Below are 25,535 nucleotides of genomic sequence, written 5' to 3'. Positions count from 1 at the left end.
CGCGAAGCGATGTCGCGCTCGCCGAGCCCTGGTGAGGTGCGAGCCGCCAGGCGAGCGCCGTGGGCCAGGGCTTTGAAACACGGCCTAGCCCCCGGCTAGTCCTTGCGGCCGACGCCGCACAGGAACCACGTGGGCAGGTCCTCGCGGACGGCCTCGGTGGGACGCCAGTCGGGGAGCGGCACGACGCCCGGCTCCACCACCGTGAACCCGTCGAAGAACCGGGTGATGGCGTCGCGGTCCCGCAACGTCATCGTGCTGCTGGCCTTCCGGTACACGTCCGCGCCCGCGCGGGCCGAGGCGGACAGCTCGGCGTCGGTGATGTGCGACAGCACCAGATGGCTGCCGGGGGCGAGGGCGTCGCGCAGCTCCCGCACCGCCGCCCACGGGTCCTCCTCGTCGGGGACGCAGTGCAGCACCGCCAGCAGCAGCAGCCCGACCGGCCGGGACAGGTCCAGCCCGGCCTCCGCCAGCAGGTCGGCGGGCCGCCGCACGTCGCCCGCCACGTACCCCGCGTCGACGGCCCCGTCGAGCAGCGCCCTGCCGTGCGAGAGCACGACCGGGTCGTTGTCGACGTAGACGACGCGCCCGCCGGGGACCGCGTCCCGCACCACCTCGTGCACGTTGCGCCGGGTGGGCAGGCCCGCGCCGATGTCGAGGAACTGGCCGACGCCCCGCTCCCCCAGGTACCGCACGGCGCGTTCCAGGAACGCCCGGTTCTGCCGCGCGAGCGCCGGGGTGTGCGGGGCGGCCGCCAGCACCCGTTCCGCCGCCTGGCGGTCGACCGCGAAGTTGTCCTTGCCGCCCAGGTAGTAGTCGTACATGCGGGCGACGTTGGGCCTGGTGACGTCGATGGTGCCCGGGACCGGGCGCTGTTCCGTCATCGGTCCTCCGGGGACGGCGATGTGGACATGTCCCGGCACCCTAGATCATCCGGTTGACTTCCCACCAGCCTTCACCGGAACGGGTCTGTCAACCCGGCGCCGCCGACCGCAGGAGCTCCTCCGCCTGCCGCGCGATCCGGGTGACGATCCGGTCGGCGGGTTCGATGCCGGTGATGAGGGCGGCGGACTCGCCGGCGTACATGGCCATCGCCGCGACGTCGCCCGAGGCCGTGGCGGCGGGCGCCGGGACCCCGAACCTCGGCACCTCCACGGTGTCGGGCCCGATGCTCATCCGCGCGACGACGGCGTCCTCGGGCGCCGCGGCGGCGCGTTCGTAGCAGCGGCGCAGCACGCGGGAGCGCGTCACCTCGTCGGGCCAGCCGGTCCTGAAGGCGTCGGTCAGGACCGTCTCGCTCTCGGCCACGATCGCGTCCTTGTAGCTCTGGTGCGCGCCGGACTCCGGGGTCGCGACGAAGCGCGTGCCGAGGCGGACCCCGGCGGCGCCGGCCGCCAGCGCCGCCGCCAGGCCGCGCCCGTCGGCGATGCCGCCGGTGGCCAGGACCGGGACGTCGACCGCGGACAGCACCTCCGACAGCAGCGGCCACAGCCCGCGCGAGCCGTACATGCGGCCGCCGCCCTCGGCGCCCCGCACGATCAGCAGGTCGCACCCGGCGTCGGCGGCCGCGCGGGCCTGGTCGGCGGCGCAGACCTGCCAGGCCGCCAGCGCGCCCGCCGCGTGCACCCGCTCGACCAGCGCGGGGTCGACGGCGCCGTGGTAGAAGTCGACGCACCGGCAGCGCGCCGCCGCCGCGTCCAGGACCTCCAGGTCGAGGAACGGCACCAGCACGTTGAACCCGAACGGGCCCCTGGCCTGGGCGGCGCAGGCGTCGAGCGCGTCGACGACCGCCCGCGCGGGAGCGCGCGGCATCGCGATCATGCCCATGCCCCCGGCCCCGGTCACCGCGCCGACCAGCCGCGGGGTGTTCAGCAGGCCCATCGGCGCCAGCTGGATCGGAACCTCGCAGCCGACAAGCCGGGTGAACGCCGTCCGCAACATCGCCGCCCCCGTTCGAAAGCTCCCCACGGAGCCCCTACCCCGCCGGATGCGATCGCCAACTCCCAGACGGAAGCTCGTGACCTGCGACGATGCCGAACCCCGGACTGAACGGCGATTCTTGGGCAGACTGGCTCCAAGGAAAGATCGAAACCGACCCGCCCCGGAGGGCCGCCTTCCGATGCTCCAGCTCTGCCCGAACGGCGGCCGGACCGCCGCCCACGTTCCCGACACCCCGCCCCGGCTCGCCGCGGCCGTCCGCGCGTCCGGCCTCGGCGACGTCCACCTCCACCCCCGTGACGCGCACGGGGCCGAGACGATGGAACCCGCCCCCGTCGCGGAGGCCGTCGCCGCCGTCCGCGCGGCCGCGCCCGGCGTCGCCGTCGGCGTCACCACGGCCGCCTGGATCGAACCGGACCCCGCCCGCCGCGCCGCGCTGGTCCGTTCCTGGACGGTCCTGCCGGACCACGCGTCGGTCAACTGGCACGAGGACGGCGCGGACCTGGTCGCCGAGGCCCTGCTGGAACGCGGCGTGGGCGTCGAGGCGGGCCTGTTCTCCGGCACCGACGCCGCCGCGCGCTTCCTCGCCTGGCCGCACGCGGACCGGGTGCTGCGCGTCCTGGCCGAGGTCACCGACACCGACCCGGCCACGGCCCCCGGGGCCGCCGGATCCCTGCTGGCCGACCTGGCCCCGGTGGCCCGCCCGATCCTGCTGCACGGCGAGGAGGGCGGCGCCTGGCCCGTTCTCCGCCTGGCCGCCCGCCTGGGCCTGTCCACCCGCATCGGCCTGGAGGACACCCTCCTGCTCCCCGACGGCGCCCCCGCCCCGGACAACACGGCCCTGGTGAACGCCGCCCGCGCGCTCCTCAGCTGAGGACCGAGACCGTTCCCTGCGCCGCGGCGCACGGGGTCTCGGCGCCCTCGGCGTCCAGCACGAGGACGTCGCACCGGCACACCACCCGGCTGCGGCCCGCCCGCACGACGCCCGCGCGGGCGCGGAGCGTCACGCCGACGGCGGGCCGCAGGTATTCGATGGTGAACCCGGCGGTGACCACGTTCGTCCCGGCGGCCGCCCCCGCCGCGAAGGTCAGCGCGTTGTCGGCGAGGTAGGCGAGCACGCCGCCGTGCACGAAGCCGTTCTGCTGCAGCAGCTCGTCGCGGACGTCCAGCTCCAGCGTCGCCCCGCCGTCGCCGAACTCGGTCAGGCGCGTCCCGAGCAGTTCACTGAACGGCTGCGCCTTGAGCGTCCCTCGCGCGAATTCCAGATCGGCCATGCCCCACCTCTCACTTCACTAGTGAAGTGAGAATGCCGTTCCCGCCCGCCGTCTGTCAACATCGATGCCATGGCCGAGCCCGACGAGCGCCTCTACTTCTCCCTGCAACGCGCCGCGCACCGACTGCGCCTCGCGGCCGACCGCCGCTGCCGCGCCGCCGCCGGGGTCACCACCGCCCAGCTGGGCGCCCTGTTCGCGGTCCACGACGAGCCGGACATCACCCAGCAGCGGCTGGCCCGGATCCTCGGCCTGCGCGAGTCGGCGGTCACGGCCCTGGTCACCCGCCTGGTCGCCGCCGACCTGGTGACCCGCCGCCCCCACCCCCGGGAACACCGCGCGGTGACCCTGCGCCTGTCCGACCACGGCGCGGCCACCCTGCGCGCGGCCCAGCCGGAGATCGACCGCTTCAACGCCGAACTGAGAGCGCTACTGGGCGAACCGGCGTTCCGCCAGACCGCCACGGCCCTCCACCGCCTGGCCCACGACGAAACCCTGACCCCCACCGACTGACCACCCCGAACACGGACGACGACCAGCCGCCACCACCCGTCCCGCGCAAGGCGTCGCATCACACATGGCACGCGGCCCCGCGTTCAACGAAGCCCCCTGAAAGCGAGCGAAGAGCAACGCGTCGCACGTGTCACGCGGCTCTGGACACAGCGAAACCCATCTCGAACGTGAACGACGGCCAGCGCCACCCGTCCAGCGAAAAGCGTCGTGTCACACCTGTCACACGGCTCTGGGCACAGCCAGACCCGCCCCGCGAAGGGCGGCGCAGCGCACAGGTCACACGGCCCCGCATTCGGCCAGGCCCGCCCCGAACGTGAGCGGCGGCCAGCGCCGCCACGCCCCGCGAAAGGCGGCGTGTCGCTCCTGCTTCGGTGTCAGGCGTGGGGAGTGGCCGGGCGGGGGTCGTTCCGTTCCGCGATGGTTCTCGCGTCCTGGATGATCCGGGCCAGGGCGGCGGGCTCGGCCAGGACGGAGATGTGGCCTCGGCGGGGGACGAGGACCAGGCGGCCGTCGCGGCAGGCCGCCAGGAACGCGCGTTCGTCGCGGCGGAGGTGGTCGCGTTCGCCGTTGACCAGCCACACCGGGCCGGGGTAGGCGCGCAGCAGCGCGGGCGGGTCCAGGGCGGCCACCTCCGCGACGACCCCCGGGAACACCTCGCTGGACAGGCCGCCCGCCACCATCGCGGCGGCGGCGGGGGCGGGCAGCGTCCGGCGGAACGCGCGGGCGCTGAGCCGGTTCGCGCGTTCCGGGTTCCGTCCCGCGAGGCCCGCCATCGTCCGGTACACGGCGGCCGTCGGACCGGCCCCGACGGTCGTGCAGCCCACGGCCACCAGTCCGGCGACGCGTCCGGGGTGCCGGGCCGCCGCCGCGATCCCGACGTACCCGCCCAGCGACAGGCCGGCGACCAGGGCCCGGCCGCCCAGGTCGTCGACCGCCTCGGCCACGGCCGCGACCGCGCCGTCCATCGTGAACGGCTCGCCGCGCCGCCGCCCGTGCCCGGGCAGGTCCGGCAGGGCGACCGCGCCCCCGACGAGGTCGGCGACGGGACGCCACATCGTTCCGCTGACCCGGGTCCCGTGGACGAGGACGACCGGCAGGGAGGGTGAGTGCTCCATGCCCGGCACACTAGTGCAACGCAACGTTGCGTTGCAATACTGCTAGGCTGGCCCCCGTGACCCGTGGACCCCGCCGAGCGCAGCAGATCTTCGACGCCACCCTCGAACTCCTCGCCGCCCGCGGCTACCGGAGCCTGACCGTCGAGGGCGTCGCCGAACGCGCGGGCGTCAACAAGACGACCATCTACCGCTGGTGGCCGTCCAAGGCCGCGCTGCTCGGCGCGGCCCTCACCCATGGCACCCCCCTCGACCTGGCCGTTCCCGACACCGGGTCGCTCCGCGGCGACCTGGAGGCCCTCACCCGGCGGGTGCTGGACCTGCTCACCCGGCCGCCCGCCGCCGACATCGCCGTGGCGTTCCTCGGCGCGGCGGCCGGGGAACCGGAGCTGGCCGGGCACGCCCACGCGTTCTTCGCCGACCGTCTCGCCCGCGAACGCGCCGTGTTCGACCGCGCCGCCGCGCGCGGTGAGCTCGCCCCCGGCGCCGACCCCGCCCTGCTGATGGACCTGCTCGCCGGGGCGCTCTGGGTGCGCGTGGTGTTCCGGGGCCTGCCCGCCGACGACGACCTGCCCGCCCGGCTGGTCGACACCGTCCTGAACGGCGCCTCACGCGCCTGACAGGCCACCGTCACCCGCGGGGCCGTCTTTTTCGCGGGCGACTGGGCATATCGAGAGCCGTCATGCGTATCCCCCGACATGACGGAGACGGCGATGCACCTCCCGAGGCGGCTGCCGGCCGCCCTCGCCCTCGGCCTCACGCTGCTGGCCACCGCCGCCTGCGACCTGGAGATCGCCCCCGCCGGGGCCGCCCCGCGCGGCTCCGCCGCGCCGAGGATCATGATGGAGGAGACGCTCGACGACCCGGAGTTCCGCGAGGACCTGAGGACCGCCGAGCAGGTCGTCAACGGTTTCTGGGCCCGCCACTGGTCCGAGCTGTTCACCGGCGCGTACCGGCCGCCCACCGTCGTCGGCCTCTATGACGGCCGCGACCCCGCGACCACCCCGATGTGCGGGGACCGCCCCCTGGAACGCAACAACGCCGCCTACTGCCCCGCCGGGGACTACGTCGCCTGGGACATCACCCTCATGCGCAACGGCTACGCGCGCGGCGACGCCTGGGTGTACCTGGTCATCGCCCACGAGTGGGGCCACGCGATCCAGGACCGCCTGCGCCGCGACCTGGTGTCCCCCGCCGCCGAGCTCCAGGCCGACTGCCTGGCCGGGGCGACCCTGTACGGGGCCGCCGCCGACGGGGCGGTGCGGTTCGAGGCGGGCGACGAGGAGGAGGTCGTCCGGTCGTTCCGCGTGATCGGCGACGACGTGCCGTGGACCAAGCCCGGCGACCACGGCTCGGCCGCCGAGCGGCTGCGGTCCTTCGAACGCGGCGGCGACGGCGGCGTCAACGCCTGTTTCCGGACGACCTGACCAGACCGTGTTCCGCCATGGACTTGGCAACCCAGAGTGTTCGCGCGATGCTGTTATGTCACCGGCACACGGGAGGCAGGGCAGCCATGGGGGACACCGCCGTCGTCATGGACGTCACCGACCACCACGACCACATCGGCGTGCTGATGCGCGGCGAGCTCGACCGTCTCACCTGTCCGGCCGTCCGCGCGCGCCTGCGCGCGCTCGTCGAGGCCGCGGCGCGTCCCCTGGTGCTGGACCTGGCCGGGGTGACGTTCCTCGACGCGGCGGGGCTGCGGCTGGTCGAGTCCACCGCGCGGTACTGCGCCGAGCGCGGCACGGGCCTGGCCGTCACGGGGGTGCGGCCGTTCACCGTGAAGATGTTCCGGCTGCTGCGGCTGCACGAACGCGTCCCGCTGTGCTCCTCCCGGCAGGAGGCGCTGTGGTGCCTGATCCCGCCGACCGACGCGCAGATCCGCGCCTGGCTCGACGGGACCTGACGGCGCGCCCCCGGGCTATTCCCCGGCCAGATACCGCTCCACGGTCTCCACCTTCGTGTCCAGCGCCCCCGTCACGCCGGGCCGCACGTCCGCCTTGACGACCAGGCTCACCCGCGGCGCGCGTTCGGCGACCGCGTCCACGGCGGCCTTCACCACCGCCATGACCTCGTCCCACTCGCCCTCGACCGTGGTGAACATCGCGTCGGTCCGGTTCGGCAGGCCACTGGCCCGCACGACCCGCACCGCCTCCGCGACGATCTCCCCGACGCCCTCCCCCACGCCCAGCGGCGTCACCGAGAACGCGACCAGCACGACGACCCTCCTTCTACGGTTGGACCACCTGCCTCACCACGATCTCATTGAGCCGCCGTTCGACGATCGCCCCCACCGGCCATTCGCGCACCAGCGTCCGCAGCCCGGCCGCCTCGTGCTCGGCGAACGACGGGTCGTAGCCCTGCTGCTCCAGGCTGCTGCGGATCGCCTCCACATAGTCGTCCTCGGTGAACCCCGGGACCTCCCGCACCATCGCCGTCGTCGTCGCGCGGTGCGAGTTCAGCCCCGCGAAGGACCGGCCGCACCCGCAGCCCCCGTCCGGGTCGTCGCGGTCCCGCGCGCAGACGACCCCGATGTGCACGAGCTCGCCCTCGACGCACCAGTCGAAGTCGTTGTCCCGGTACCCCTGCGTCACACTCGTCGCGGTCAGCAGCTTCAAGGCGTGCCCCTTCCCTTGACGGGCCCCACCGTACGCCGCCCCTACGACACTTCACGGGCGAAACCGGCGACACGTGCGCGAACCCGCCGCCTGGCATACCGTCGCGCCATGAGCGATGTCCTGATCGAACGCGACGGCGCGTTCACCACGATCACGATGAACCGGCCCCGCCGCCGCAACGCGCTGTCGCGCGCGTTCCTGGAGGACCTCACCCGGGCGTTCGCCAAGGTGGCGGAGACCGACGCGCGCGGCGTGATCCTGGCCGCCGAGGGGCCGGTCTTCTCGGCGGGGCACGACTTCGCCGACCTGGCGGGCGCCTCCCACGCCGACGTCCGCGACCTGCTCCAGACCTGCGCGGACCTGATGCGGACGATCCAGAGCGTCCCGCAGGTGGTCATCGCCCGCGTCCACGCGCTGGCGACGGCGGCGGGCTGCCAGCTGGTGGCGACCTGCGACCTGGCGGTGGCCGCCGAGTCCGCCGCGTTCGCGGCCCCCGGCGGCCGGGGCGGCTGGTTCTGCCACACCCCGATGGTGCCGGTCGCCCGCAACGTGGGCCGCAAGCGCGCGATGGAGCTGGCGCTGACCGGCGACCGTATCGACGCCCGCACCGCCGCCGGCTGGGGCCTGATCAACTACGCGGTGCCGGACGCGGACCTGGACAAGGCCGTCCACGACCTGCTCACCCGCGCCACCCAGGGCAGCCCCCGCAGCAAGGCCCTGGGCAAGCAGGCCATGTACGCCCAGCTGGACCGCCCCGAACAGGACGCCTACACCTACGCGATCGAGGTCATGGCCGCCGCGAGCCAGACCCCGGAGGCCCAGGAGGGAATGACGGCGTTCCTGGAAAAACGCCACCCCGACTGGCCCGCCTGACAGAACGCAGGGCCCCGCCGGCCATCCGAAGCGGGGCCCTGACCTCACCGCCGTCCGTCCACCTCCCGGATCAGGTCCCGCAGCAGCTCGACGCATTCGCGCGTGCCCTCGATCTCGGAGGGGTGCACCGATCCGGCGCCCCGGTCCCCCGGCCAGCGCGCCTCCTCCTCAAGGGCATGGAGGTGGCCGAGATGCGCGTCCCGGAGGACCTGGAGCATCGACTCGCCGCACCGCACCGCCGCAGCGTCACGGACCTCACCGGGATGGCTCCCGGTAGCGAGGCCGTAGACCGTGGAGCGCCCCGCCCGCAGATCGTCCAGCCGGTAGCAGATGACACGGTCGTCCCGCCCGGGCGTGGGCGACGGAATCCGGAACAGCGGCACCAGGTCGGGGTCGCGGGCCAACAACAGCAGTTCGGTCTCGACCAGTTCTTCGTAGCCGTCCAGCGGGCCGCCGAGTTCGGGCGGTACGGCCAGCTGCCAGGGCTGGTCGGTGAAGTACGCCAGGAGATCCGGGGGCCACGGCCCGGCGTCGACGAGGACGAAGAGCTCCTCGGGAAAGTCGACGCCATAACATTCGCGCACCACCTCGCGCGGGCCCAGGCCGCTCTCGTACAGCGCCCGCGCCAACCGGGCCATCGACGCGTAGTCGCCGCGCGACGCCTCGGCCCGCAGCCGTTCCACCGTGTCCCGTTCCACCGCGGCTCGCCTCCGCTGTCGGTCAGACGGGGACCGGGAAGGCGAAAAGGGCCTCGGATGCTGTCCGAAGCCCTTTTGACCTGGCTTGATGCCTGGTCGGGACGGCGGGATTTGAACCCACGACCCCTTGACCCCCAGTCAAGTGCGCTGCCAAACTGCGCTACGTCCCGGTGCCCGCCCTCGTCGAGCGGGCGTGCTTACTCTAGCGCAGTTCCCCGGCGGTTTCGCCCGCCACCGTGCCGCGGCCCGGGGGATCGCGAACGCCGGATCCTGCTTCGTGGGGCGGGCGGGACTCGAACCCGCGACCGATGGATTATGAGTCCACTGCTCTGACCGGCTGAGCTACCGCCCCGATCGGCCCGCTCCCGTGGCCGGTCGGCGGACGGGGCATGCCGCCGGTCATCTTAGCGGGGCGGCTCCGTCGCGGGCCACCGCGGCGGCGGCCCGGCGGAGATCTCATCCCTCGGAGGGGGCGGTGTCATACCTGGTACCGATTCACTCGCGCGGTGACCGGTCGGTAGGGTCCCGGCTATGTCTCGACGTCTCGTGGTTCTGGTTCAGGCTCTCGTCGCGCTGGTCGTGGTGACGGCGTGCGACGGCGGGGGCGGCAAGCCCTCCGGGCCGCTGCCGGACGCCGGGCAGACGCTGCAGAAGGCGTCGCAGGCGATGGCGGGGCTCAAGAGCGTCGGCCTGACGCTGGCCACCGAGGACAAGCCGCCGATCATGGTGCAGGGCGGTGACCTGAAGCTGCTCCGCAACGGCGACGCCGAGGGCACCCTGCGGATCGAGCAGGCCGGGCAGGGCACCGAGATGCGGGTGGTGGCGCTGGGCGACACCTTCTACATCAAGTACGTGACCGGCGGGTGGCAGCGGCTGCCGAAGGCGCTGGCCTCCCGGGTGTACGACCCGTCGGCCGTGCTGGACCCGCAGCGGGGCATCGCCAGGCTGCTGACCTCGGTGCAGTCGCCGAAGTCCGAGGCCGTGGAGAAGGTGGACGGCAAGGACGCCGTCCGGGTGAGGGTGCGGCTGCCGCAGGCGGCGATCGGCGGGCTGGTGCCGGGGATCACCTCCGACCTGGACGGGCAGGTGTGGGTGAGCACCGCCGACCACCGGCTGGTGAAGGTGCGCGGCGTGATCCCGGGTGAGGGCGGCAAGGGCGCGGTGACCATCGGCTTCACCGAGTTCGACGCCCCCTACAAGATCTCCGCGCCGAAGTGAGCCGGCGGGCGGCGCTCGGGGCCGGCGGCGGCGTGGTGCTGCTGGCGGCCCTGGACGCCTATGTGATCGCCTCGATCCTCATCGCGGTGGTGCGGGACCTGGACGTCCCGGTGAACCGCCTGGAACGGATCACCCCCGTGCTGACGGGCTTCCTGCTCGGGTACGTGGCGGCGATGCCGCTGCTCGGGCAGTTGTCGGACCGGTTCGGGCGGCGTCCGCTGCTGCAGGTCTGCCTGGTCGTCTTCGCGGCCGGGTCGGTGGTGACGGCGTGGGCGGACGGCGTCGCGCTGCTGACGGCGGGCCGGGTCGTGCAGGGCGCGGCGGGCGGCGCGCTGCTGCCGGTCACGATGGCCCTGGCCGGGGACCTGTGGGAGGAGCGGCGGCGTCCGCTGGTGCTGGGCGCGGTCGGCGCGGCGCAGGAGCTCGGGATCGTGCTGGGGCCGCTGTACGGGCTGGCGGTCGTGTGGCTGGTCGACGACTGGCGGTGGATCTTCTGGGCGAACGTCCCGCTGACGGCGGCCGCGATGGTGGCGGTCCAGCTGACGGTGCCGGGCGGGCGGCCCGAGCGCGAACGCCAGGGCGTCGACGTCGTCGGCGGCCTGCTGCTGGCGCTGGGGCTGGGCCTGCTGGTCGGCGGCCTCTACAACCCCGAGCCGGAGGAGTCGGTGCTGCCGCCCTGGGGTGTGCCGGTGGTGGCGGCGGGGGCGGTCGCGCTGGTGGCGTTCGTGGTCTGGGAGGTCCGGACGCGGACCCGGCTGCTGGACCTGGCGGGGACGCGGCGGCGGCCGTTGCTGGCGACGCTGGGCGTGAGCTTCCTGTCGGGCGCGGCGCTGATGGCGACGCTGGTCGACGTCGTCCTGGTGGCGCAGACGCTGCTGAACAAGGACTCGGTGGACGCCACGCTGATGCTGATGTGGTTCCTGGTGGCGCTGCCGGTGGGGGCCGTGCTCGGCGGCGTGTGGGCGTGGCGGTCGGGCGAGCGCCCGCCGGCGGCCGTGGGCATGGCGGTCGCGGCGGTCGGCTACCTGCTGATCGCGGCCTGGCCGCGGGACCCGGCGGGCGCCTCCTACGGGCCGTTCCCCCGCATGGACGTGGACCTGGCGGTGACGGGGCTGGGGCTCGGACTGGTGATCGCCCCGGTGTCGTCGGCGGTGCTGCGGCTCGTTCCGGCGGCGCGGCACGGGGTGGCGTCGGCGGCCGTGGTGGTCGCGCGGATGATGGGCATGCTGCTCGGGATCGCGGCGCTGTCGGGGTGGGGGTTCTACCGTTTCCACTCGCTGACGGCCGACCTGAGGCCGCCGCTGCCGTTCCTCATGGAGAAGGAGGAGTTCGCGCGGGCGCTCGCGAACTACAAGGCCGCCGTGCAGGACGCGCTGCGCACCGAGTACCAGGAGATCTTCTGGATCACGGCGGGTCTGTGCGTGCTGGGAGCATTCCTCGCGCTGTTCTTGTCGGGCCGTGATAACGCATCCGAAACGTCTGCTTCATCACCCGGACATCTCTTGACACGTTGATCACCTGGGCCGCAGGCTGACCGGAGTCGCTGTACTGACTGCTTGGTCACAAGCCTCGGGAGGTCACTGATGGACCCCGTGATCGAGGAACGGCCCGGCACGACGATCCGCGCGCGGGTGGCCGCGCGCGGGTTGAGGCTGACGGTCGCCCCTCTGCTGAGGCTGTGGCCGCTCACCCGGACCGGCCTGCGGCCGGCGTGCGCGATCGACCTGGCCTCGCCGGTGGTGCTGCCCGCGCCCCGCTGGGCGGACGTCGAGGGCGTGCGGCTCGGCGACGTCCGGGCCGAGTGGGTGCGGGCCCCGCGGGTGGCGGAGGACCGGGTGGTGCTGTACTTCCACGGCGGCGGGTTCTTCTCCTGCGGGCTGCGGACGCACCGGCGGATGCTGGCGCGGTTGTCGGCGGCGTCGGGCGTGCCGGTGCTGTCGGTGGCCTACCGGCAGTTGCCCGCCGCCCCGCTGGCCATGTCGGTGCGCGACTGCGTCCACGCCTACCGGTGGCTGCTGGAGCAGGGGTTCGCCCCGGAGCGGATCGTCGTGGCGGGCGACTCGGCGGGCGGGTTCCTGACGTTCGCGGCGACGCTGGAGGCGATGCGGGAGGGGCTGCCCTCCCCGGCGGCGCTGGTGGCGTTCGCGCCGCTGACGGACCTGGACCACGAGTCGAAGGTCGCGCACGCCAACGCCCGGCTGGAGGCGTACCTGCCCGCGCGGCGGGTGCGGCAGCTGGCGCGGATGCTGACCGAGGGCGCCGAGGAGCTGGATCCGGCGATCTCCCCGGTGAACGCCGACCTCGGCGGCCTGCCGCCGGTGCTGATCCAGGTCGGGTCCACCGAGATGCTGCTGCCGGACGCCGAGCTGATGGCCGAACGGCTCGCGGCGGCCGACGTGCCGTGCCGCCTCCAGGTGTGGCAGGAGCAGGTCCACGTGTTCCAGGTGTTCGCCGACCTGGTCCCGGAGGGGCTGGCGGCCATCCACGAGGCGGGCGCGTTCGTCCGCCAGCACACCGAGGACGCGTGGGTGGCGAGCGGGACCGTCGCCGCCTGAGCGACCACACCCGGACATTTCGACTTTTCGTCCGATTAGCCGGAGGTCTATCGGGAAGCCACCCTGCACTCCCCCAACGATCCGGGACGGTGCGGACATGGAGCGGCTGAGCGGTCTGGACGCGACCTTCTACTTCGCCGAGTCGGAGAACACCCCCTGGCACATCGCGTCGGTGACGGTCTTCGAAGGCCCGGTGCCCGCCTACGGCGAGGTGGTCCGGGCGGTCCTCGCGAAACTGCCGGAGATCCCGCGCTACCGCCAGCGCGTCCGCACGGTCCCGTTCCACCTGGGCAACCCGGTGTGGGTGGACGACCCGCACTTCAACATCCTCTACCACGTCCGGCACACGGCGGTGCCGAAACCCGGCGGGCCCGAGGAGCTGCGGAACCTGGCGGGCCGCGTGCTGTCGCAGCGGCTGGACCTGAGCAAGCCGCTGTGGGAGATCTGGCTGGTGGAGGGCCTGGAGGGCGGGCGCTGGGCGGCGATCTCGAAGGTGCACCACAGCGTGGTGGACGGGGTCGGCGGCGTGGACCTGCTGACCAAGCTGTTCGACCTGAGCCCGGACGCCGACCGCCCGCGGCCGGGCGAGCTGCCCGAGCCCGAGCACGGGCCCTCGGGGCTGTCGCTGCTGACGGGCACGGTCCGGGAACGGGTCGCCGAGACGGTCCGGCGGGCCCCCGACGTCCCGCGCATGGCGCGCTCGGCGCTGAGCGCGCGGACGCTGCGGACGCTCGGCCTGGACGTCCCGCGCGTGGTGGGGCGGCTGGCGCGCCCGGCGGCCGGCTCGCTGAACGGCCCGGTCGGCCCGCACCGCCGCTGGTCCTGGGTCCACGCCGACCTCGACGAGATCCGGCGGGTGCGCAAGGCGTTCGGCGGGACGGTCAACGACGTGATCCTGGCGGCGGTCGCCAACGGCTTCCGCGAGCTCCTCCAGGGCCGGGGCGAGCTGGGGGAGACCACCATCGTCCGCACCCTCGTGCCGGTCTCGGTCCGCGTCGACGCCCAGCGCGGCGAACTCGCCAACCGGGTGTCGGGGGTCCTGGTCAACCTGCCGGTCGGCGAGCCCGACCCGCGCCGCCGCCTGTTCGACGTCCGCGCGCAGATGGACGACGTGAAACGCACCCACCAGGCGGCGGGCGGCGAGGCGCTGACGAGGCTGGCGGGGTTCGCGCCGACGCTGATGGCGCTCGGCGCGCGCTACGCGCTGACCCGCACGCAGCCGCTGGTGCAGACGGTGGTCACCAACGTCCCCGGCCCCGGCTTCCCGCTGTACGTGCTGGGCCGCGAGCTGGTCGGGCTGTACCCGTTCGTGCCGCTGGCGATGGGGGTGCGCGCCGGGGTCGCGGTGTTCTCCTACCGGGGGCGGCTGACGTTCGGGATCACCGGCGACTTCGACGCGATGCCGGACCTGGACGTGCTGGCCGACGGCGTCCGCAGCGGGTTCGACGACCTGGTCAAGCTCGCCGCCCAGGGCTGACGCGCGGCCGCCGGGACGGTGACCTGGGGCTCTCTGGGCCATGACCGGATGTGGCCGCACCAACCCGCGACACCCTCAGTCAGATCGTTTGTCAGGGACCCGTCGGTGATGTTGGCTGAACCGACCCACCCTCGCGGGCGCCCCCCGACGCCCCCACGCTGTCCCATCCCCCCGATGTCAGAAAGACGGTGAGGCCGTGCACCGGATGAGCGGACTGGACGCCAGCTTCTACCTCCTGGAGGACGAGAACACGCCCCTGCACGTGGCGTCGGTGGTCGTCTTCGAGGGGCCCGCGCCCTCCTACGGCGACCTGATCCGGCAGGTCGTCGCCAAGCTCCCCCAGGTGCCGCGCTACCGGCAGCGGGTGCGGCCGGTGCCGCTGCACCTGGGCCGCCCGGTGTGGGCCGACGACCCGCACTTCAACATCCTCTACCACGTCCGCCACACCGCGCTCCCGCAGCCGGGCACCGGCGAGCAGCTGCGCAACCTGGCGGGCCGGGTGCTGGCCCAGCGGCTCGACCCGGCCAAGCCGCTGTGGGAGATCTGGCTGGTGGAGGGGCTGGCCGACGGCCGCTGGGCGATGATCGCCAAGGTGCACCACTGCATGGTCGACGGGGTCGCCGGGATGGACCTGGCCACGGTGATGTTCGACCTGACGCCCGACCACCGGCCGCCGGACCGGCTGCCCGGCTGGGAGCCCGAGCCGGAGCCGACGGCGCTGGGCCTGCTGCGCGACGCCGCCCAGCGCGCCGTCACCCAGCCGGTCCGGCAGACCGGCGACGTGGTGCGCGGCCTCGGCGGGGTGCGGGAGGCGCGGCGGCTGCGCGACTTCGCGCTCGGCCTGACCCGCACGACCGCGCGGTTCGCCAGCCCGTCGGCGGGGTCGCTGAACGGCCCCATCGGCCCGCACCGGCGCTGGTGCTGGCAGCAGGCGCCGCTGGAGGACGCCAAGCGGATCCGCAAGGCGCTCGGCGGCACCGTCAACGACGTCGTCCTGACCGCCGTGGCCGCCGGGTACCGCGACCTGCTGGAGGCGCGCGGCACGCTCACCGAGGACACGGTCGTGCGGTCGGCGGTGCCGGTGTCGGTGCGCGCCACCGACCAGCGCGGCGAGATGAACAACCGGGTCGCGGCCGTGTTCGTGAACCTGCCCGCCGGGGTCGCCGACCCGCTGGAGCGGCTGCGCCGCGTCCGCGAGCAGACCGACGACGTCAAGCGCAGCGGGCAGGCGGCGGGCACGCGGACGTTGACGCGGCTCACCGACGCGGCGGTCGCGCCCGCGCTGCTGTCGCTGGGCGCGCGCGTGCCGGTCCGGCTGCGGCAGGACCTGGTGCAGACCGTCACCACCAACGTCCCCGGACCCGACTTCCCGCTGTACGTGATGGGCCGCCGGGTGCTGGAGATGCACCCGTACGTGCCGCTCACCGGCGGGATCCGGGTGGCCACCGCGATCGTGTCGTACTGCGGGACGCTGTATTTCGGGATCACCGGGGACTTCGACGCGATGCCGGACCTGGACGTGCTGGCCAGGGGCGTGCGGGGCGGCCTCGCCGAGCTGCTGAGGGCCGCGCCGTGAGCCACGCCGTGAGCCGTGGCGCCGGGTCGCGGGCGCGCCGCGTCCCGGTGGATCGCGGCGAGGTCTGTTCGATCTCCGCACTCGGGAATATCCTGGAAAAAGAGGATAAACAACCTCTTACCGAAGGCTTTCCTGCGGGGAGGTGACGGCGATGAGCAGTCCCGGACGCAGGACGCTGCGGCGGCGCCTCGGCCTGGAACGCAGTCCGCTGCGAAGGCCGATCGACCGGATCCAGCGGTGGATCGCCCTCGCCCTGCTGCTGTTCACGGTGGCCGCCGCGCCGCCCGCCGCCCTGTGGTGCGCGGGGCTCGCCCACGACGCGGGCACCCGGGCCGAACGCGCCGAGCGCGCCTCCCGCCACCAGGTCACCGCGACGGTGACGGCGGTCGGCGGCGTCGGCTCGCGCGGCGACCGGTACGTCCACGAGACCGTGCGGGCGACCTGGACCGCCCCGGGCGGCGGCGCGCGCGAGGGGACGCTGCCGGGCTGGCGCGACGTCCGGGCGGGCCAGACCACCCGGATCTGGGTCGACGCGCGGGGCCAGGTCGCTCCCCGGCCCCGGCCGCACAGCCGCACCGTGACCGACACGGTCTACGCGGGCGTGGCCGCCGCCCTGGCGGCGGGCGCGCCGTCGCTGCTGGGGTACCTGCTGCTGCGCCGCCGCTGCGACCGCCGCCGCGACGCGATGTGGGACGCCGCCTGGGCGCGGATGGACGCCGACGCGGGCCGCAACCACCCGTTCTGACGCCCGTCCCGCCTCCCGTCGCGCCGGCTCCTGGCCGCCTCCCCGATGTCAGGCTTTACTTATCGGCATGGCTGATCCGCGAGTGGTCATCGTCGGCGCCGGGATGTCGGGTCTGTGCATGGCGGTCAAGCTGCTGGACGCGGGCGTGCGCGACCTCGTCCTGTACGAGAAGGCCCCCTCCCTCGGCGGAACCTGGCGCGACAACACCTACCCCGGCCTGACCTGCGACGTTCCCTCCCGCTTCTACCAGTACTCGTTCGCGCTGAACCCCGGATGGACCCACCGCTACTCCCCCGGCCCCGAGATCCGCGACTACCTGGAACGCGTCGCCGACGCCCGCGGCGTGCGCCGCCACATCGTGTTCGGCACGGAGGTCACGGCGGCCGAGCACAGCGGCGGCCGCTGGCGCGTCACCACCACGCGCGGCACCGACGAGGCCGACTTCCTGATCTCGGCGACCGGCGTGCTGCACCATCCGCGCCACCCCGACATCCCGGGGCTGGACACGTTCGCGGGCCCGGCGTTCCACTCGGCCCGCTGGGACCACGGGGCGCGGCTGGAGGGCCGGCGGGTGGCGGTCGTCGGCACCGGCTCGACCGGCGTCCAGATCACCACGGCCCTGGCGGGCCGGGCGTCCCGCCTGCTGCTGTTCCAGCGCACCGCCCAGTGGGTCTTCCCGGTGGGCAACCACCGCTACACCGACCTCACCCGGCGCGCCCACCGGCGCCTGCCGGTCCTGGACCGGCTCTTCTACCGCCTCCACGAGACCCTGCTCAGCGCGCTGCTGGCGCGCGCCCTGGTCGCCCCCGGCCGGCGGCGCGACCTGATCGACCGGATCTGCCGCCGCCATCTGGAGACGGTCGCCGATCCCGAGCTGCGCCGCAGGCTCACCCCGCCCGACCGCCCGATGTGCAAGCGCCTGATCGGCTCGCGCGGCTTCTACGAGGCCGTGCAGCGCGACGACGTGGACGTGGTCACCGCGCCCATCGACCACGTGGAGCCCCGGGGCGTCGTCACCGCCGACGGCGTCCTGCACGAGATCGACGTGCTGGTCCTGGCGACGGGCTTCGACGCCCACGCCTACCTGCGCCCGATCAGGCTCACCGCCCCCGGCGGGCGCACCCTGGAGGACGCCTGGCGCGACGGCCCCCGCGCCTACCGCACGGTCGCGCTCCCCGGCTTCCCCAACTTCTTCATGCTGATGGGCCCGCACAGCCCGATCGGCAACTACTCCCTCATCGCCATCGCCGAGGCGCAGGCCGACTACGTCTGTGGCTGGGTCCGCCGGTACCGGGCGGGCCTGTGCCGGTCGGTGGCCCCCACCCAGGAGGCCACCGACCGCTACAACCGGGCCCTGCGCGACGCCCTCCCCCGGACGGTCTGGACCTCCGGCTGCCGGAGCTGGTACCTCGGCAAGGACGGGCTGCCCGAGCTGTGGCCGTGGACCCCGCGTTCCCACGCCCGCATGCTCGCGGTCCCGCACCTGGAGGAGTTCACGGAGGTGGACGCCCTGGCGCCGGAACGCGGATGAGGCGGGCGCGGCGGGCGCGGCGGGCGCGGCGTCAGGTCGCGGACGCCACCGCGCGCCTGCGGGCGGCCGGGACGATGAGCGGGGTGCCGGTCTCCGGGTCGGGGATCACCTGGCAGGGGAGGTGGAAGACCTTCTCCACCAGTTCCGCCGTCACCACCTCGCCCGGAGGCCCCTCGGCGACGATGTCCCCGTCGCGCATGGCGATCAGGTGCGTGGCGTAGCGGGCGGCGTGGTTCAGGTCGTGCAGGACCGCCACCACCGTGCGGCCCTGTTCGTGCAGGTCGGCGCAGAGGTCGAGGATCTCGATCTGGTGGGCGATGTCCAGGTACGTCGTCGGCTCGTCCAGCAGCAGGATCGGGGTCTGCTGGGCCAGGGCCATCGCGATCCACACGCGCTGGCGCTGGCCGCCCGACAGCTCGTCCACGTAGCGGTCGGCGAGCTCGGCGACGCCGGTGGCCGCCATGGACTCGCCGACGACGCGCTCGTCCTCCCGGGACCACTGGCGCAGCAGGCCCTGGTGCGGGTAGCGGCCCCGCGCCACCAGGTCCGCGACCGTGATTCCCTCGGGGGCGATCGACGACTGCGGGAGCAGGCCGAGGGTGCGGGCCAGCTTCTTGGCGGGCCAGGAGCCGATGCGCTCGCCGTCCAGCAGCACCGCCCCGGCGGCGGGCCGCAGCACCCGGGCCAGGGCGCGCAGCGTGGTGGACTTGCCGCACGCGTTCGGTCCGACGATCACGGTGAACGAGCCGTCCGGAACGGCCACGTCCAGGCCCGTGGCGATGGTGCGCCGGTCGTAGGCCAGCGTCAGGTCCTCGCCGACGAGGCGGGGCTGCTTGTTGTCGCTCATATCCGTCCGCTCTTGCGTTCTCTCACCAGAAGCCACACCAGGTACCCGCCGCCGAGCAGGCCCGTCACCACGCCGACCGGGAGCTGGCGGCCGGGGACGGCGTGCTGGGCGATCCAGTCGGCGGCGACCATCAGCGCCGCGCCCATGCACAGCGAGGCCGTCAGGTTGGGGCCGGTCGTGCGGGTCAGCCGCCGCGCGAGCTGCGGGGCGGTCAGCGCGATGAACGACACCGGCCCCGCCGCCGCGGCCGTCAGCGCCGTCAGCAGCACCGCCGAGCCCAGCATCAGCACGCGGGTCGCCGTCACCGGGACGCCGAGGGCGAGGGCGGACTCGTCCCCCATCTCCAGCATCCGCAGCGGCCGCCCGAACCCGGCCACGACGAGCGGGACCAGGACCGCCAGCGCGATCAGCAGCGGGGCCGAGTCGCCCCAGTCGCGGCCGTCCAGCGAGCCGGTCAGCCACACCATCGCCCGCGCCGCCTCCAGGATCTTGGCCTGGGTGAGCAGGTAGCCGTTGACGCCGGTGAGGATCGCCGCGACGCCGATGCCGAACAGCACCAGGCGCTGCCCGTGCGCGCCGTGCCGTCCGGCCAGCGCGTGGATCGCCAGGCCCGCCAGCAGCGCGCCCGCCACCGATCCGGCCGCGACCGCCGCGCTGCCGCCGCCGACCAGCACGATCATCACCAGCGCCCCGGCGGCCGAGCCCTGGGTGAAGCCGAGGATGTCGGGACTGCCGAGGGGGTTGCGGGTGAGCGACTGGAACAGCGCCCCGGCCAGGCCGAGGCCCGCGCCGACGGCCAGCGCGGTGCCGACGCGGGGCAGCCGCAGCTTGTTGACGATGAAGTCCTGGGCGGGGTCGCCGTTGCCGAGCAGGGTCCGCACGACCTCGGCGGGGCTCATCTGGAAGTCGCCGGAGCCGATCAGCACGACGGCGACGGCGCCCGCCAGCAGCGCGCACCCCGCCGCCGCGACCAGCGCGCGCGGCCGGAACCGCCCCGACACCCCGGCGGCGCGGATGACTGCCTGCCTCACGCGGCCACCGCCTTGCGCCGGCGCACGAAGTACAGGAACACCGGCCCGCCGATGACGACGGTCAGCACGCCCGCCTGCACCTCCGACGGCCGCGCGATCACGCGGCCCAGCACGTCGGCGACCAGCATCAGCGCCGGGGCCAGCACCGCGCAGTAGGGCAGCAGCCAGCGCAGGTCGGGGCCGGTGAGGGTGCGCACCAGGTGCGGCACCATCAGCCCGACGAACGCGATCGGCCCGCACGCCGCCGTCGCCGCCCCGCACAGCAGCGTGATGACCACGACGCCGACGGCGCGGGCGCGCGCCGGGTTCGCGCCGAGCGCCCGCGCGGCGTCGTCGCCCATGGCCAGCGCGTTCAGCGGCCGCGCCAGCAGGAACGCGGCCGCCAGCCCGGCCAGCACGAACGGCAGGAGCTGCCACACGATCGACGCCTGCGCCGACGCCAGCGACCCCACGATCCAGAACCGCATCTGGTCGAGCGCGGCGGTGTCGAGCAACTGCACGGCCTGCACGTAGGAGTACAGGGCGGCGTTGAGGGCGGCCCCGGCCAGCGCCAGCCGCGCCGGGGTGGCGCTGCGCCCGCCGCCGACCGCGTACAGCAGGACGGCGACCGCGCCGGACCCGGCGAACGCGAACCACACGAACCCGGCGAACGACGACACCCCCAGGAACGAGATCGCCGTCACGACCGCCGCCGCCGCGCCCGCGTTGATGCCGAGGATGCCCGGGTCGGCCAGGGGGTTGCGGGTGAGGGTCTGCATCACCGCGCCCGCCACGCCCAGCGCCGCCCCGGCCAGCAGGCCGAGCAGGGTGCGGGGCAGCCGCATCTGGTGGACGACGCTGTAGCCGGGCGCGTCGGGGTCGACCAGCCCGCGCCAGGCGTCGCCGAGCGACATCGGCCGCGCGCCGACGCCGAGGCTGATCAGGGAGACGACGGCGAGCGCCAGCAGCGCCGCCAGCAGCCCCGCCGAACGGGTCAGGCGGCGCGGCGGACCGGACGCCGTGCGGGCCGCCGCGGGCGGCGACGGTGGGTGTGTGGTGAGGGACAACCTGGTGCTTCCGCGCATCGGGCGGCGACCGGGGTCGGCCCCGCCGCTGGACAAAGGCTTAGGTTAGGTTAACCTAAGCCGGAACCGATCAATATGGGCACGACCCGTTTAGTCGCAAGGAATGACCGAAATGCCGAACCCCGCAGCCCGTTCCCTGTCCCGTCGCGGTCTGCTGACCGCCGGCGGCGCCGTCGCCCTCGGCGCCGTCCTCGCGGCCTGTGGCGGGAAGGAGAAGGACGGCGCGGCCGCCGCGGGCCAGGGGCCCGCCTCCGGCCCGTGGACGTTCACCGACGGCCGTGGCAAGCAGCTCAACCTGCCCGCCCGCCCGAAGCGCGTCGTCGCCTACGTGGGCGCCGCCGCCGCGCTGTGGGACTTCGGGGTCCGCGACCAGATCATCGGCGTGTACGGCCCGGCCAAGCTGCCCGACGGCCGGCCCGACCCCCAGATCGGCGAGGTGGACGTCAACAAGGTCACCATCATCGGCAACGCCTACGGCGAGTTCAACATCGAGAAGTACGCCGCGCTGCGCCCCGAGCTGCTGGTCGACCACATCTTCGTCCAGGACCAGCTCTTCTACGTCCCGGCCGACCACAAGGACAAGATCTTCGCCGTGGCGCCCAGCGCCGGCGTCCTGGTCGGCCGCGTCCCGCTGCCCAAGGCGATCGAGAACTACGCCGCCCTCGCCGCCTCGCTCGGCGCGGACCTGAAGGCCGCCCCGGTCGTGGAGGCCAAGGCCCGCTTCGACCGCGCCGCGCAGGCCGTCCGCGACGCCGTCAAGGCCAACCCCGGCGTGAAGGTCCTGGCGGGCGCGGGCATGGCCGACAACTTCTACGTCTCCAGCCCGGCCAAGAACTCCGACATCATGTACTTCAAGGAGCTGGGCGTCGACTTCGTCGTGCCGCAGAAGGTCGACAAGGACGGCTACTTCGAGGCGCTGAGCTGGGAGAACGCCGACAAGTACCACGCGGACGTCATCATGCTCGACGCCCGCACCCAGTCGCTCCAGCCCCCCGCGCTGGCGTCCAAGCCGACCTGGAAGGACCTGCCCGCGGTCAAGAACGACCAGGTCATCCCGTGGCACCCCGAGCCGCGGTTCTCCTGGGCGGGCTGCGCCCAGAACATGGAGGCCCTGGCCAACACCATCAAGTCCGCCAAGAAGGTCCGCTGACCCGGTAGCACCGGCCGAACAGGGAGCGTCCCCCCATGAGCGCCTTCGACTTCTTCGAGCTGCGCGTGCTGCGGACCGAGCGGCTCGGTCCGACGCTGCTGCGGATCACCCTCGGCGGCGACCGCGCCGACGAGTTCGTCTCCGGCGGCCGCGACCAGCGGTTCAAGCTGTTCCTGCCGCACCCCCACCAGGAGACCCCGGTGGTCCCGGCCGACGCGGGCGAGGACGAGTGGTTCGCGCGGTGGCGGGCCATGGACCCGGCCGAACGGGCCATCATGCGGACCTACACCGTCCGCGCCCAGCGTCCCGGCGAGATCGACGTGGACTTCGCCCTGCACGGTGACGGGGGCCCGGCCTCGCGCTGGGCCGCCTCCGCCCGGCCGGGCGACCCCGTCACGCTCATCGGCCCGCTCGTCGCCGACAACGGCGGCGTCGACTTCGACCCGCCGAGGGAAGCCGACCGGATCCTGGTGTTCGCCGACGAGACGGCGCTCCCGGCCGCCGGGGGCATCCTGGAGTGGCTGCCCTCCGGGACCCGGGCGCACGCCTGGATCGAGGTCCCGCACGCCGCCGACCGCCAGGACTTCGAGGCCAAGGCCGACGTCGAGGTCACCTGGCTGGTCCGCGACGAGGGAGGGTCCCTGCTCGACGCCGTCCCCGCCGCCGACCTGCCGCTGGACGGCGCGCCGTACACGTGGATCGCGGGCGAGTCCGGCACGGTGAAGAGGCTGCGCCGCCACCTGGTCAACGAGCGCGGCCTGGACCGCAGGTCCGTGCGGTTCATGGGCTACTGGCGGCGCGGCGCGTCCGAGGAGGACCTGCTCGGCGAGGTCCTCCAGGGCAAGGACCCGCACACCTCCGAGGAGTGACGGAGCGGCGGGCCGCCACCGGCGGGCGGGCGGCCACGCCGGGCCGGGTGGTGGGGAACGGCCCGGCGCGCTCCTCGCGGTGGACGGGATCGTCCGGTTCGGCGAGGGGCGCGTGACGGAAAAGATCCTTCCGGCGCTTTAGGTCATGGGTGACCTTCGGGTCACGCCTCCTGTCCGTCCGTGGGAGCCTCCCTCGTCGAAGGAGCGGCCGCATGACCGAGACGATCAGCAGACCTGCCCGGACCGATGGCGCCGCGCCCGCCCCGGCCGCCGTGGACACCGTCTCCGAGCGGGAGCTCCGGAGGCTGCTGGCGGCGCTCACCGCCGTGCGCGACGGCGACTTCGGCGTCCGGCTGCCCCAGGACGGCGGCGGGCTGCCCGGCGAGATCGCCGCGGTCTTCAACGGCGTGGCCGGCCGGCTCTCCCGGCTCACCTCCGAGGTGACTCGCGTGGTCCGCGAGTCCGGCACCGGGGAACAGGCCGTCGTGCCCGGCGCGCCGGGGGCGTGGAGGGACCTGACCGACTCGGTGAACGCGATGGCGGACACCGCCGCGTCCGGGGAGGGGGGCGAACCCCTGGCGACCATGGGCCACGAGCTGCGCTCCCCGCTCAACTCCGTGCTCGTGCTGGCCCGGCTGCTCGCCCAGGACCCGACCCGCAACCTCACCCCCGAGCAGGTCCGGTACGCGGACACCATCCACTCCGCCGGGTCGGACCTGCTCCGGCTCATCAACGACCTCCTCGACCCGCCGAGGACCGGCACCGGGCGGACGGAGGCCGGCGTCGAACCGCTGGACCCACGCGCGGTGCTGGTGCTGGAGTCCCGGGAACGGGGCCTGCTGGAGCGGCTCGCCCGCGACGTGGAGGCCGCCCCGCCCGGCGGCCCGGGGCCGCTGCGGGTCACCGCCGTCACCGGCGCCGACGCCGCGATGCGGGCGCTGGCCGGGGAGGGGTTCCGCTGCGTGGTGCTGGACCTGGACGCCGAGGACGCCGAGACGTTCCTGCGGCGCCTGGACGCCGTCCCGGACCTGCGCGCCCTGCCGGTGCTGGCCTACCACGCCCGCGCGCTGCCGCCCGCCCGGGAACGCCTCCTGCGGAGCCTGGCCCGCACCCGCCCGCTGGAACGGCTGCCCAGCCTCGACCAGCTGCGCGAGCGCATCACCCTGCACCTGTCGGCGGAGGCGCCGCACGACGTTCCGGCGCTGGACCCGCGGGCGGCCGAGGAGCCCGCCGCGCCCGCCGACGGCGGCCTGGCGGGCCGCCGGGTGCTGGTCGTCGACGACGACGCCCGCAACGTCTACGCCCTCGCCAGCGTCCTCGAACTGCACGGCGCGGAGGTCGTCTACGCCGACAACGGCCGCGCGGGCGTGGAGACGCTGGCGAGCACCCCCGGCATCGACCTGGTGCTGATGGACGTGATGATGCCGGAGATGGACGGGTACGCCGCCACCGCCGCGATCCGCGCGATGCCCGGGCACGCCGACCTGCCGATCATCATGGTGACCGCCAAGGCGATGCCCGGCGACCGGGAGAGGTCCCTGGCCTGCGGCGCCAGCGACCACGTGACCAAGCCGGTGGACGCCGCCGACCTGCTCGCCCGGATGCGCGACCGGCTCGGCCCGTGACGGGACCGGCCCGTCACCAGGGGGTGTTCCACTCCCGGGAGGCGGGCTGGAGCTCGGGGAAGCCGGCCGGGGTGCGGGTGACGTCCCAGCCCCGGTCCCGCGCGAGGCGCGCGAGGTGGATGGCCCCGTGGACGGCCGCGCCGCCGGGGTTGTTGTTGAAGTAGACGAAGACGTCCTCGTCCTTGCGCCAGACGCGGTCGATGTCGTCCACCCAGCGCTCGACGACCTCCTGGTCGTACATCGGCCACGGTTCGGCGGTGCCCTCGTGCAGGCGCACGAACGCCCAGCCGGCCGTCCGCCACAGCGGCGTGGCGGGCTTGTCGAGCATGTCCGCCCAGCACAGGGCCGCGCCGTGGCGTTCCAGGACGGTCCGCACCTCGTCGGTCCACCAGGAGTCGTGCCGGGGTTCGACGGCGACGCGGACGTCGCCGGGGAAGCAGCGCAGGCACTCGTCGAGGCGTCCGGGATCGGCGCGCATGCGCGGCGGGAGCTGGAGGAGGATCGGGCCGAGCCGGTCGCCGAGGCCGCGCGCGGCCTCGACCAGGCCCTCCACCAGCTCCCTGGGGTCCTTCAGCCGCCTGGTGTGGGTGAGTTCGCGGCTCGCCTTGACGGCCATGACGAAGCCGTCGGGGAGCCGTTCCCGCCACCCCTCGAAGGTGCGGCGCGCGACCGGGTAGTAGAAGGCGCTGTTGTTCTCGACGGTGTCGAACGACTCGGCGTAGTGCTCCAGCCAGCGCCGCTTGGACACGCCCTTCGGGTAGAACCCGCCCACCCAGTCGTCGTACGACCATCCTGAGGTGCCCACCATCATCGGCATGGCGGCTTCC

Annotated in this window: 27 protein-coding genes and 2 tRNA genes; 16 read left to right on the top strand and 13 right to left on the bottom strand. The window is 74.3% G+C overall.

What is annotated here, in order from left to right; genetic code table 11:
- Window positions 1-95: 95 nt before the first annotated feature.
- Together HNR61_RS07100 and HNR61_RS07095 are read right to left on the bottom strand one after the other, a co-directional pair.
- Window positions 96-881: an SAM-dependent methyltransferase gene (locus tag HNR61_RS07100; protein WP_182842188.1), complete on the bottom strand. Its 786-nt coding sequence runs from the start codon at window positions 879-881 to the stop codon at window positions 96-98.
- Window positions 882-969: 88 nt separating this feature from the next.
- Entirely contained in the window at window positions 970-1,938 is a 969-nt protein-coding gene (locus HNR61_RS07095) for an NAD(P)H-dependent flavin oxidoreductase (protein ID WP_182842187.1), read from the bottom strand.
- 178 nt (window positions 1,939-2,116) lie between these two features.
- Between HNR61_RS07095 and HNR61_RS07090 the strand changes: the two genes are divergently transcribed.
- Window positions 2,117-2,809 (top strand): 3-keto-5-aminohexanoate cleavage protein, encoded by a 693-nt coding sequence (locus HNR61_RS07090; protein WP_182842186.1) that lies wholly within the window; start codon window positions 2,117-2,119, stop codon window positions 2,807-2,809.
- On the opposite strand, the gene HNR61_RS07085 is transcribed toward HNR61_RS07090, so the two are convergent.
- Complete coding sequence (locus tag HNR61_RS07085) at window positions 2,802-3,209, bottom strand: PaaI family thioesterase (RefSeq protein WP_182842185.1); 408 nt, start codon at window positions 3,207-3,209, stop codon at window positions 2,802-2,804. The genes HNR61_RS07090 and HNR61_RS07085 overlap by 8 nt on opposite strands.
- Before the next feature lie 69 nt (window positions 3,210-3,278).
- Here HNR61_RS07085 and HNR61_RS07080 point away from each other — a divergent pair, with 69 nt between their 5' ends.
- Window positions 3,279-3,719: a MarR family winged helix-turn-helix transcriptional regulator gene (locus HNR61_RS07080; protein WP_182842184.1), complete on the top strand. Its 441-nt coding sequence runs from the start codon at window positions 3,279-3,281 to the stop codon at window positions 3,717-3,719.
- 374 nt (window positions 3,720-4,093) lie between these two features.
- On the opposite strand, the gene HNR61_RS07075 is transcribed toward HNR61_RS07080, so the two are convergent.
- Window positions 4,094-4,834, bottom strand: coding sequence for an alpha/beta fold hydrolase (locus tag HNR61_RS07075; RefSeq protein WP_182842183.1), 741 nt, complete (start codon window positions 4,832-4,834; stop codon window positions 4,094-4,096).
- 56 nt (window positions 4,835-4,890) lie between these two features.
- Here HNR61_RS07075 and HNR61_RS07070 point away from each other — a divergent pair, with 56 nt between their 5' ends.
- The 3 genes from HNR61_RS07070 to HNR61_RS07060 all read left to right on the top strand — a co-directional run bounded on the left by HNR61_RS07070 (window position 4,891) and on the right by HNR61_RS07060 (window position 6,737).
- Complete coding sequence (locus tag HNR61_RS07070) at window positions 4,891-5,451, top strand: TetR/AcrR family transcriptional regulator (protein WP_312897790.1); 561 nt, start codon at window positions 4,891-4,893, stop codon at window positions 5,449-5,451.
- A 93-nt stretch (window positions 5,452-5,544) separates the two neighbouring features.
- Window positions 5,545-6,258: a neutral zinc metallopeptidase gene (locus HNR61_RS07065; protein WP_182842182.1), complete on the top strand. Its 714-nt coding sequence runs from the start codon at window positions 5,545-5,547 to the stop codon at window positions 6,256-6,258.
- Window positions 6,259-6,344: 86 nt separating this feature from the next.
- A complete protein-coding gene (locus HNR61_RS07060; protein ID WP_182842181.1) occupies window positions 6,345-6,737 on the top strand; it encodes an STAS domain-containing protein in 393 nt (130 codons plus the stop codon).
- Between the two features lie 15 nt (window positions 6,738-6,752).
- Here HNR61_RS07060 and HNR61_RS07055 read toward each other — a convergent pair whose 3' ends face one another.
- Both HNR61_RS07055 and HNR61_RS07050 read right to left on the bottom strand, forming a co-directional pair.
- Window positions 6,753-7,049 (bottom strand): MTH1187 family thiamine-binding protein, encoded by a 297-nt coding sequence (locus tag HNR61_RS07055; protein WP_067822694.1) that lies wholly within the window; start codon window positions 7,047-7,049, stop codon window positions 6,753-6,755.
- 13 nt (window positions 7,050-7,062) lie between these two features.
- Entirely contained in the window at window positions 7,063-7,449 is a 387-nt protein-coding gene (locus tag HNR61_RS07050; protein WP_067822692.1) for a DUF7715 family protein, read from the bottom strand.
- A gap of 108 nt (window positions 7,450-7,557) precedes the next feature.
- Between HNR61_RS07050 and HNR61_RS07045 the strand changes: the two genes are divergently transcribed.
- A complete protein-coding gene (locus tag HNR61_RS07045) occupies window positions 7,558-8,322 on the top strand; it encodes an enoyl-CoA hydratase-related protein (RefSeq protein WP_182842180.1) in 765 nt (254 codons plus the stop codon).
- Window positions 8,323-8,366: 44 nt separating this feature from the next.
- Here HNR61_RS07045 and HNR61_RS07040 read toward each other — a convergent pair whose 3' ends face one another.
- From HNR61_RS07040 to HNR61_RS07030, 3 genes are all read right to left on the bottom strand, one after another.
- Window positions 8,367-9,020, bottom strand: coding sequence for a hypothetical protein (locus HNR61_RS07040; protein WP_182842179.1), 654 nt, complete (start codon window positions 9,018-9,020; stop codon window positions 8,367-8,369).
- A gap of 93 nt (window positions 9,021-9,113) precedes the next feature.
- A tRNA-Pro gene (locus tag HNR61_RS07035) sits at window positions 9,114-9,190 on the bottom strand.
- A 108-nt stretch (window positions 9,191-9,298) separates the two neighbouring features.
- Window positions 9,299-9,372 (bottom strand) — tRNA-Ile (locus HNR61_RS07030).
- 179 nt (window positions 9,373-9,551) lie between these two features.
- On the opposite strand from HNR61_RS07030, the gene HNR61_RS07025 reads away from it, so the two are divergent.
- From HNR61_RS07025 to HNR61_RS06995, 7 genes are all read left to right on the top strand, one after another.
- Window positions 9,552-10,238 carry an LppX_LprAFG lipoprotein gene (locus tag HNR61_RS07025; RefSeq protein WP_182842178.1) on the top strand — a complete coding sequence of 229 codons (687 nt, stop codon included), beginning with the start codon at window positions 9,552-9,554 and terminating at the stop codon, window positions 10,236-10,238.
- Window positions 10,235-11,752, top strand: a complete 1,518-nt coding sequence (locus tag HNR61_RS07020) for an MFS transporter (RefSeq protein ID WP_182842177.1) — start codon at window positions 10,235-10,237, stop codon at window positions 11,750-11,752. The genes HNR61_RS07025 and HNR61_RS07020 overlap by 4 nt, the downstream gene beginning before the upstream one ends.
- Window positions 11,753-11,821: 69 nt before the next feature.
- The gene (locus tag HNR61_RS07015; protein ID WP_182842176.1) at window positions 11,822-12,793 is read left to right on the top strand and encodes an alpha/beta hydrolase; all 972 of its coding nucleotides are present in this window, start codon (window positions 11,822-11,824) and stop codon (window positions 12,791-12,793) included.
- Between the two features lie 97 nt (window positions 12,794-12,890).
- A complete protein-coding gene (locus HNR61_RS07010; RefSeq protein WP_182842175.1) occupies window positions 12,891-14,270 on the top strand; it encodes a WS/DGAT/MGAT family O-acyltransferase in 1,380 nt (459 codons plus the stop codon).
- A gap of 205 nt (window positions 14,271-14,475) precedes the next feature.
- Complete coding sequence (locus HNR61_RS07005; RefSeq protein ID WP_182842174.1) at window positions 14,476-15,846, top strand: WS/DGAT/MGAT family O-acyltransferase; 1,371 nt, start codon at window positions 14,476-14,478, stop codon at window positions 15,844-15,846.
- Between the two features lie 151 nt (window positions 15,847-15,997).
- Entirely contained in the window at window positions 15,998-16,591 is a 594-nt protein-coding gene (locus tag HNR61_RS07000; protein WP_182842173.1) for an Rv1733c family protein, read from the top strand.
- Window positions 16,592-16,658: 67 nt separating this feature from the next.
- Window positions 16,659-18,122 (top strand): flavin-containing monooxygenase, encoded by a 1,464-nt coding sequence (locus HNR61_RS06995; protein ID WP_182842172.1) that lies wholly within the window; start codon window positions 16,659-16,661, stop codon window positions 18,120-18,122.
- A 31-nt stretch (window positions 18,123-18,153) separates the two neighbouring features.
- Here HNR61_RS06995 and HNR61_RS06990 read toward each other — a convergent pair whose 3' ends face one another.
- The 3 genes from HNR61_RS06990 to HNR61_RS06980 are packed head-to-tail and all read right to left on the bottom strand — an operon-like array spanning window position 18,154 to window position 21,046.
- Window positions 18,154-18,969 (bottom strand): ABC transporter ATP-binding protein, encoded by an 816-nt coding sequence (locus tag HNR61_RS06990; RefSeq protein ID WP_182842171.1) that lies wholly within the window; start codon window positions 18,967-18,969, stop codon window positions 18,154-18,156.
- Complete coding sequence (locus HNR61_RS06985; RefSeq protein WP_182842170.1) at window positions 18,966-20,000, bottom strand: FecCD family ABC transporter permease; 1,035 nt, start codon at window positions 19,998-20,000, stop codon at window positions 18,966-18,968. Before HNR61_RS06985 ends, HNR61_RS06990 begins: the two co-directional genes overlap by 4 nt.
- Window positions 19,997-21,046 carry a FecCD family ABC transporter permease gene (locus HNR61_RS06980; RefSeq protein WP_246441974.1) on the bottom strand — a complete coding sequence of 350 codons (1,050 nt, stop codon included), beginning with the start codon at window positions 21,044-21,046 and terminating at the stop codon, window positions 19,997-19,999. The genes HNR61_RS06985 and HNR61_RS06980 overlap by 4 nt, the downstream gene beginning before the upstream one ends.
- A gap of 130 nt (window positions 21,047-21,176) precedes the next feature.
- Between HNR61_RS06980 and HNR61_RS06975 the strand changes: the two genes are divergently transcribed.
- The 3 genes from HNR61_RS06975 to HNR61_RS50415 all read left to right on the top strand — a co-directional run bounded on the left by HNR61_RS06975 (window position 21,177) and on the right by HNR61_RS50415 (window position 24,708).
- Window positions 21,177-22,214 (top strand): ABC transporter substrate-binding protein, encoded by a 1,038-nt coding sequence (locus HNR61_RS06975; protein ID WP_182842169.1) that lies wholly within the window; start codon window positions 21,177-21,179, stop codon window positions 22,212-22,214.
- Window positions 22,215-22,249: 35 nt separating this feature from the next.
- Window positions 22,250-23,083 (top strand): siderophore-interacting protein, encoded by an 834-nt coding sequence (locus tag HNR61_RS06970; protein WP_182842168.1) that lies wholly within the window; start codon window positions 22,250-22,252, stop codon window positions 23,081-23,083.
- A gap of 212 nt (window positions 23,084-23,295) precedes the next feature.
- Entirely contained in the window at window positions 23,296-24,708 is a 1,413-nt protein-coding gene (locus tag HNR61_RS50415; protein ID WP_182842167.1) for a response regulator, read from the top strand.
- Window positions 24,709-24,721: 13 nt separating this feature from the next.
- Here the strand turns inward: HNR61_RS50415 and HNR61_RS06960 are convergent, their stop codons facing one another.
- Window positions 24,722-25,525 carry a DUF72 domain-containing protein gene (locus HNR61_RS06960; protein WP_182842166.1) on the bottom strand — a complete coding sequence of 268 codons (804 nt, stop codon included), beginning with the start codon at window positions 25,523-25,525 and terminating at the stop codon, window positions 24,722-24,724.
- Window positions 25,526-25,535: the final 10 nt, after the last annotated feature.

The organism is Actinomadura kijaniata, from assembly GCF_014138665.1.
GTDB classification, from domain to species: domain Bacteria; phylum Actinomycetota; class Actinomycetes; order Streptosporangiales; family Streptosporangiaceae; genus Spirillospora; species Spirillospora kijaniata.
The sequence above is the reverse complement of the archived record's forward strand: the minus strand, read 5'-3'. Positions and strand labels throughout refer to the sequence as shown.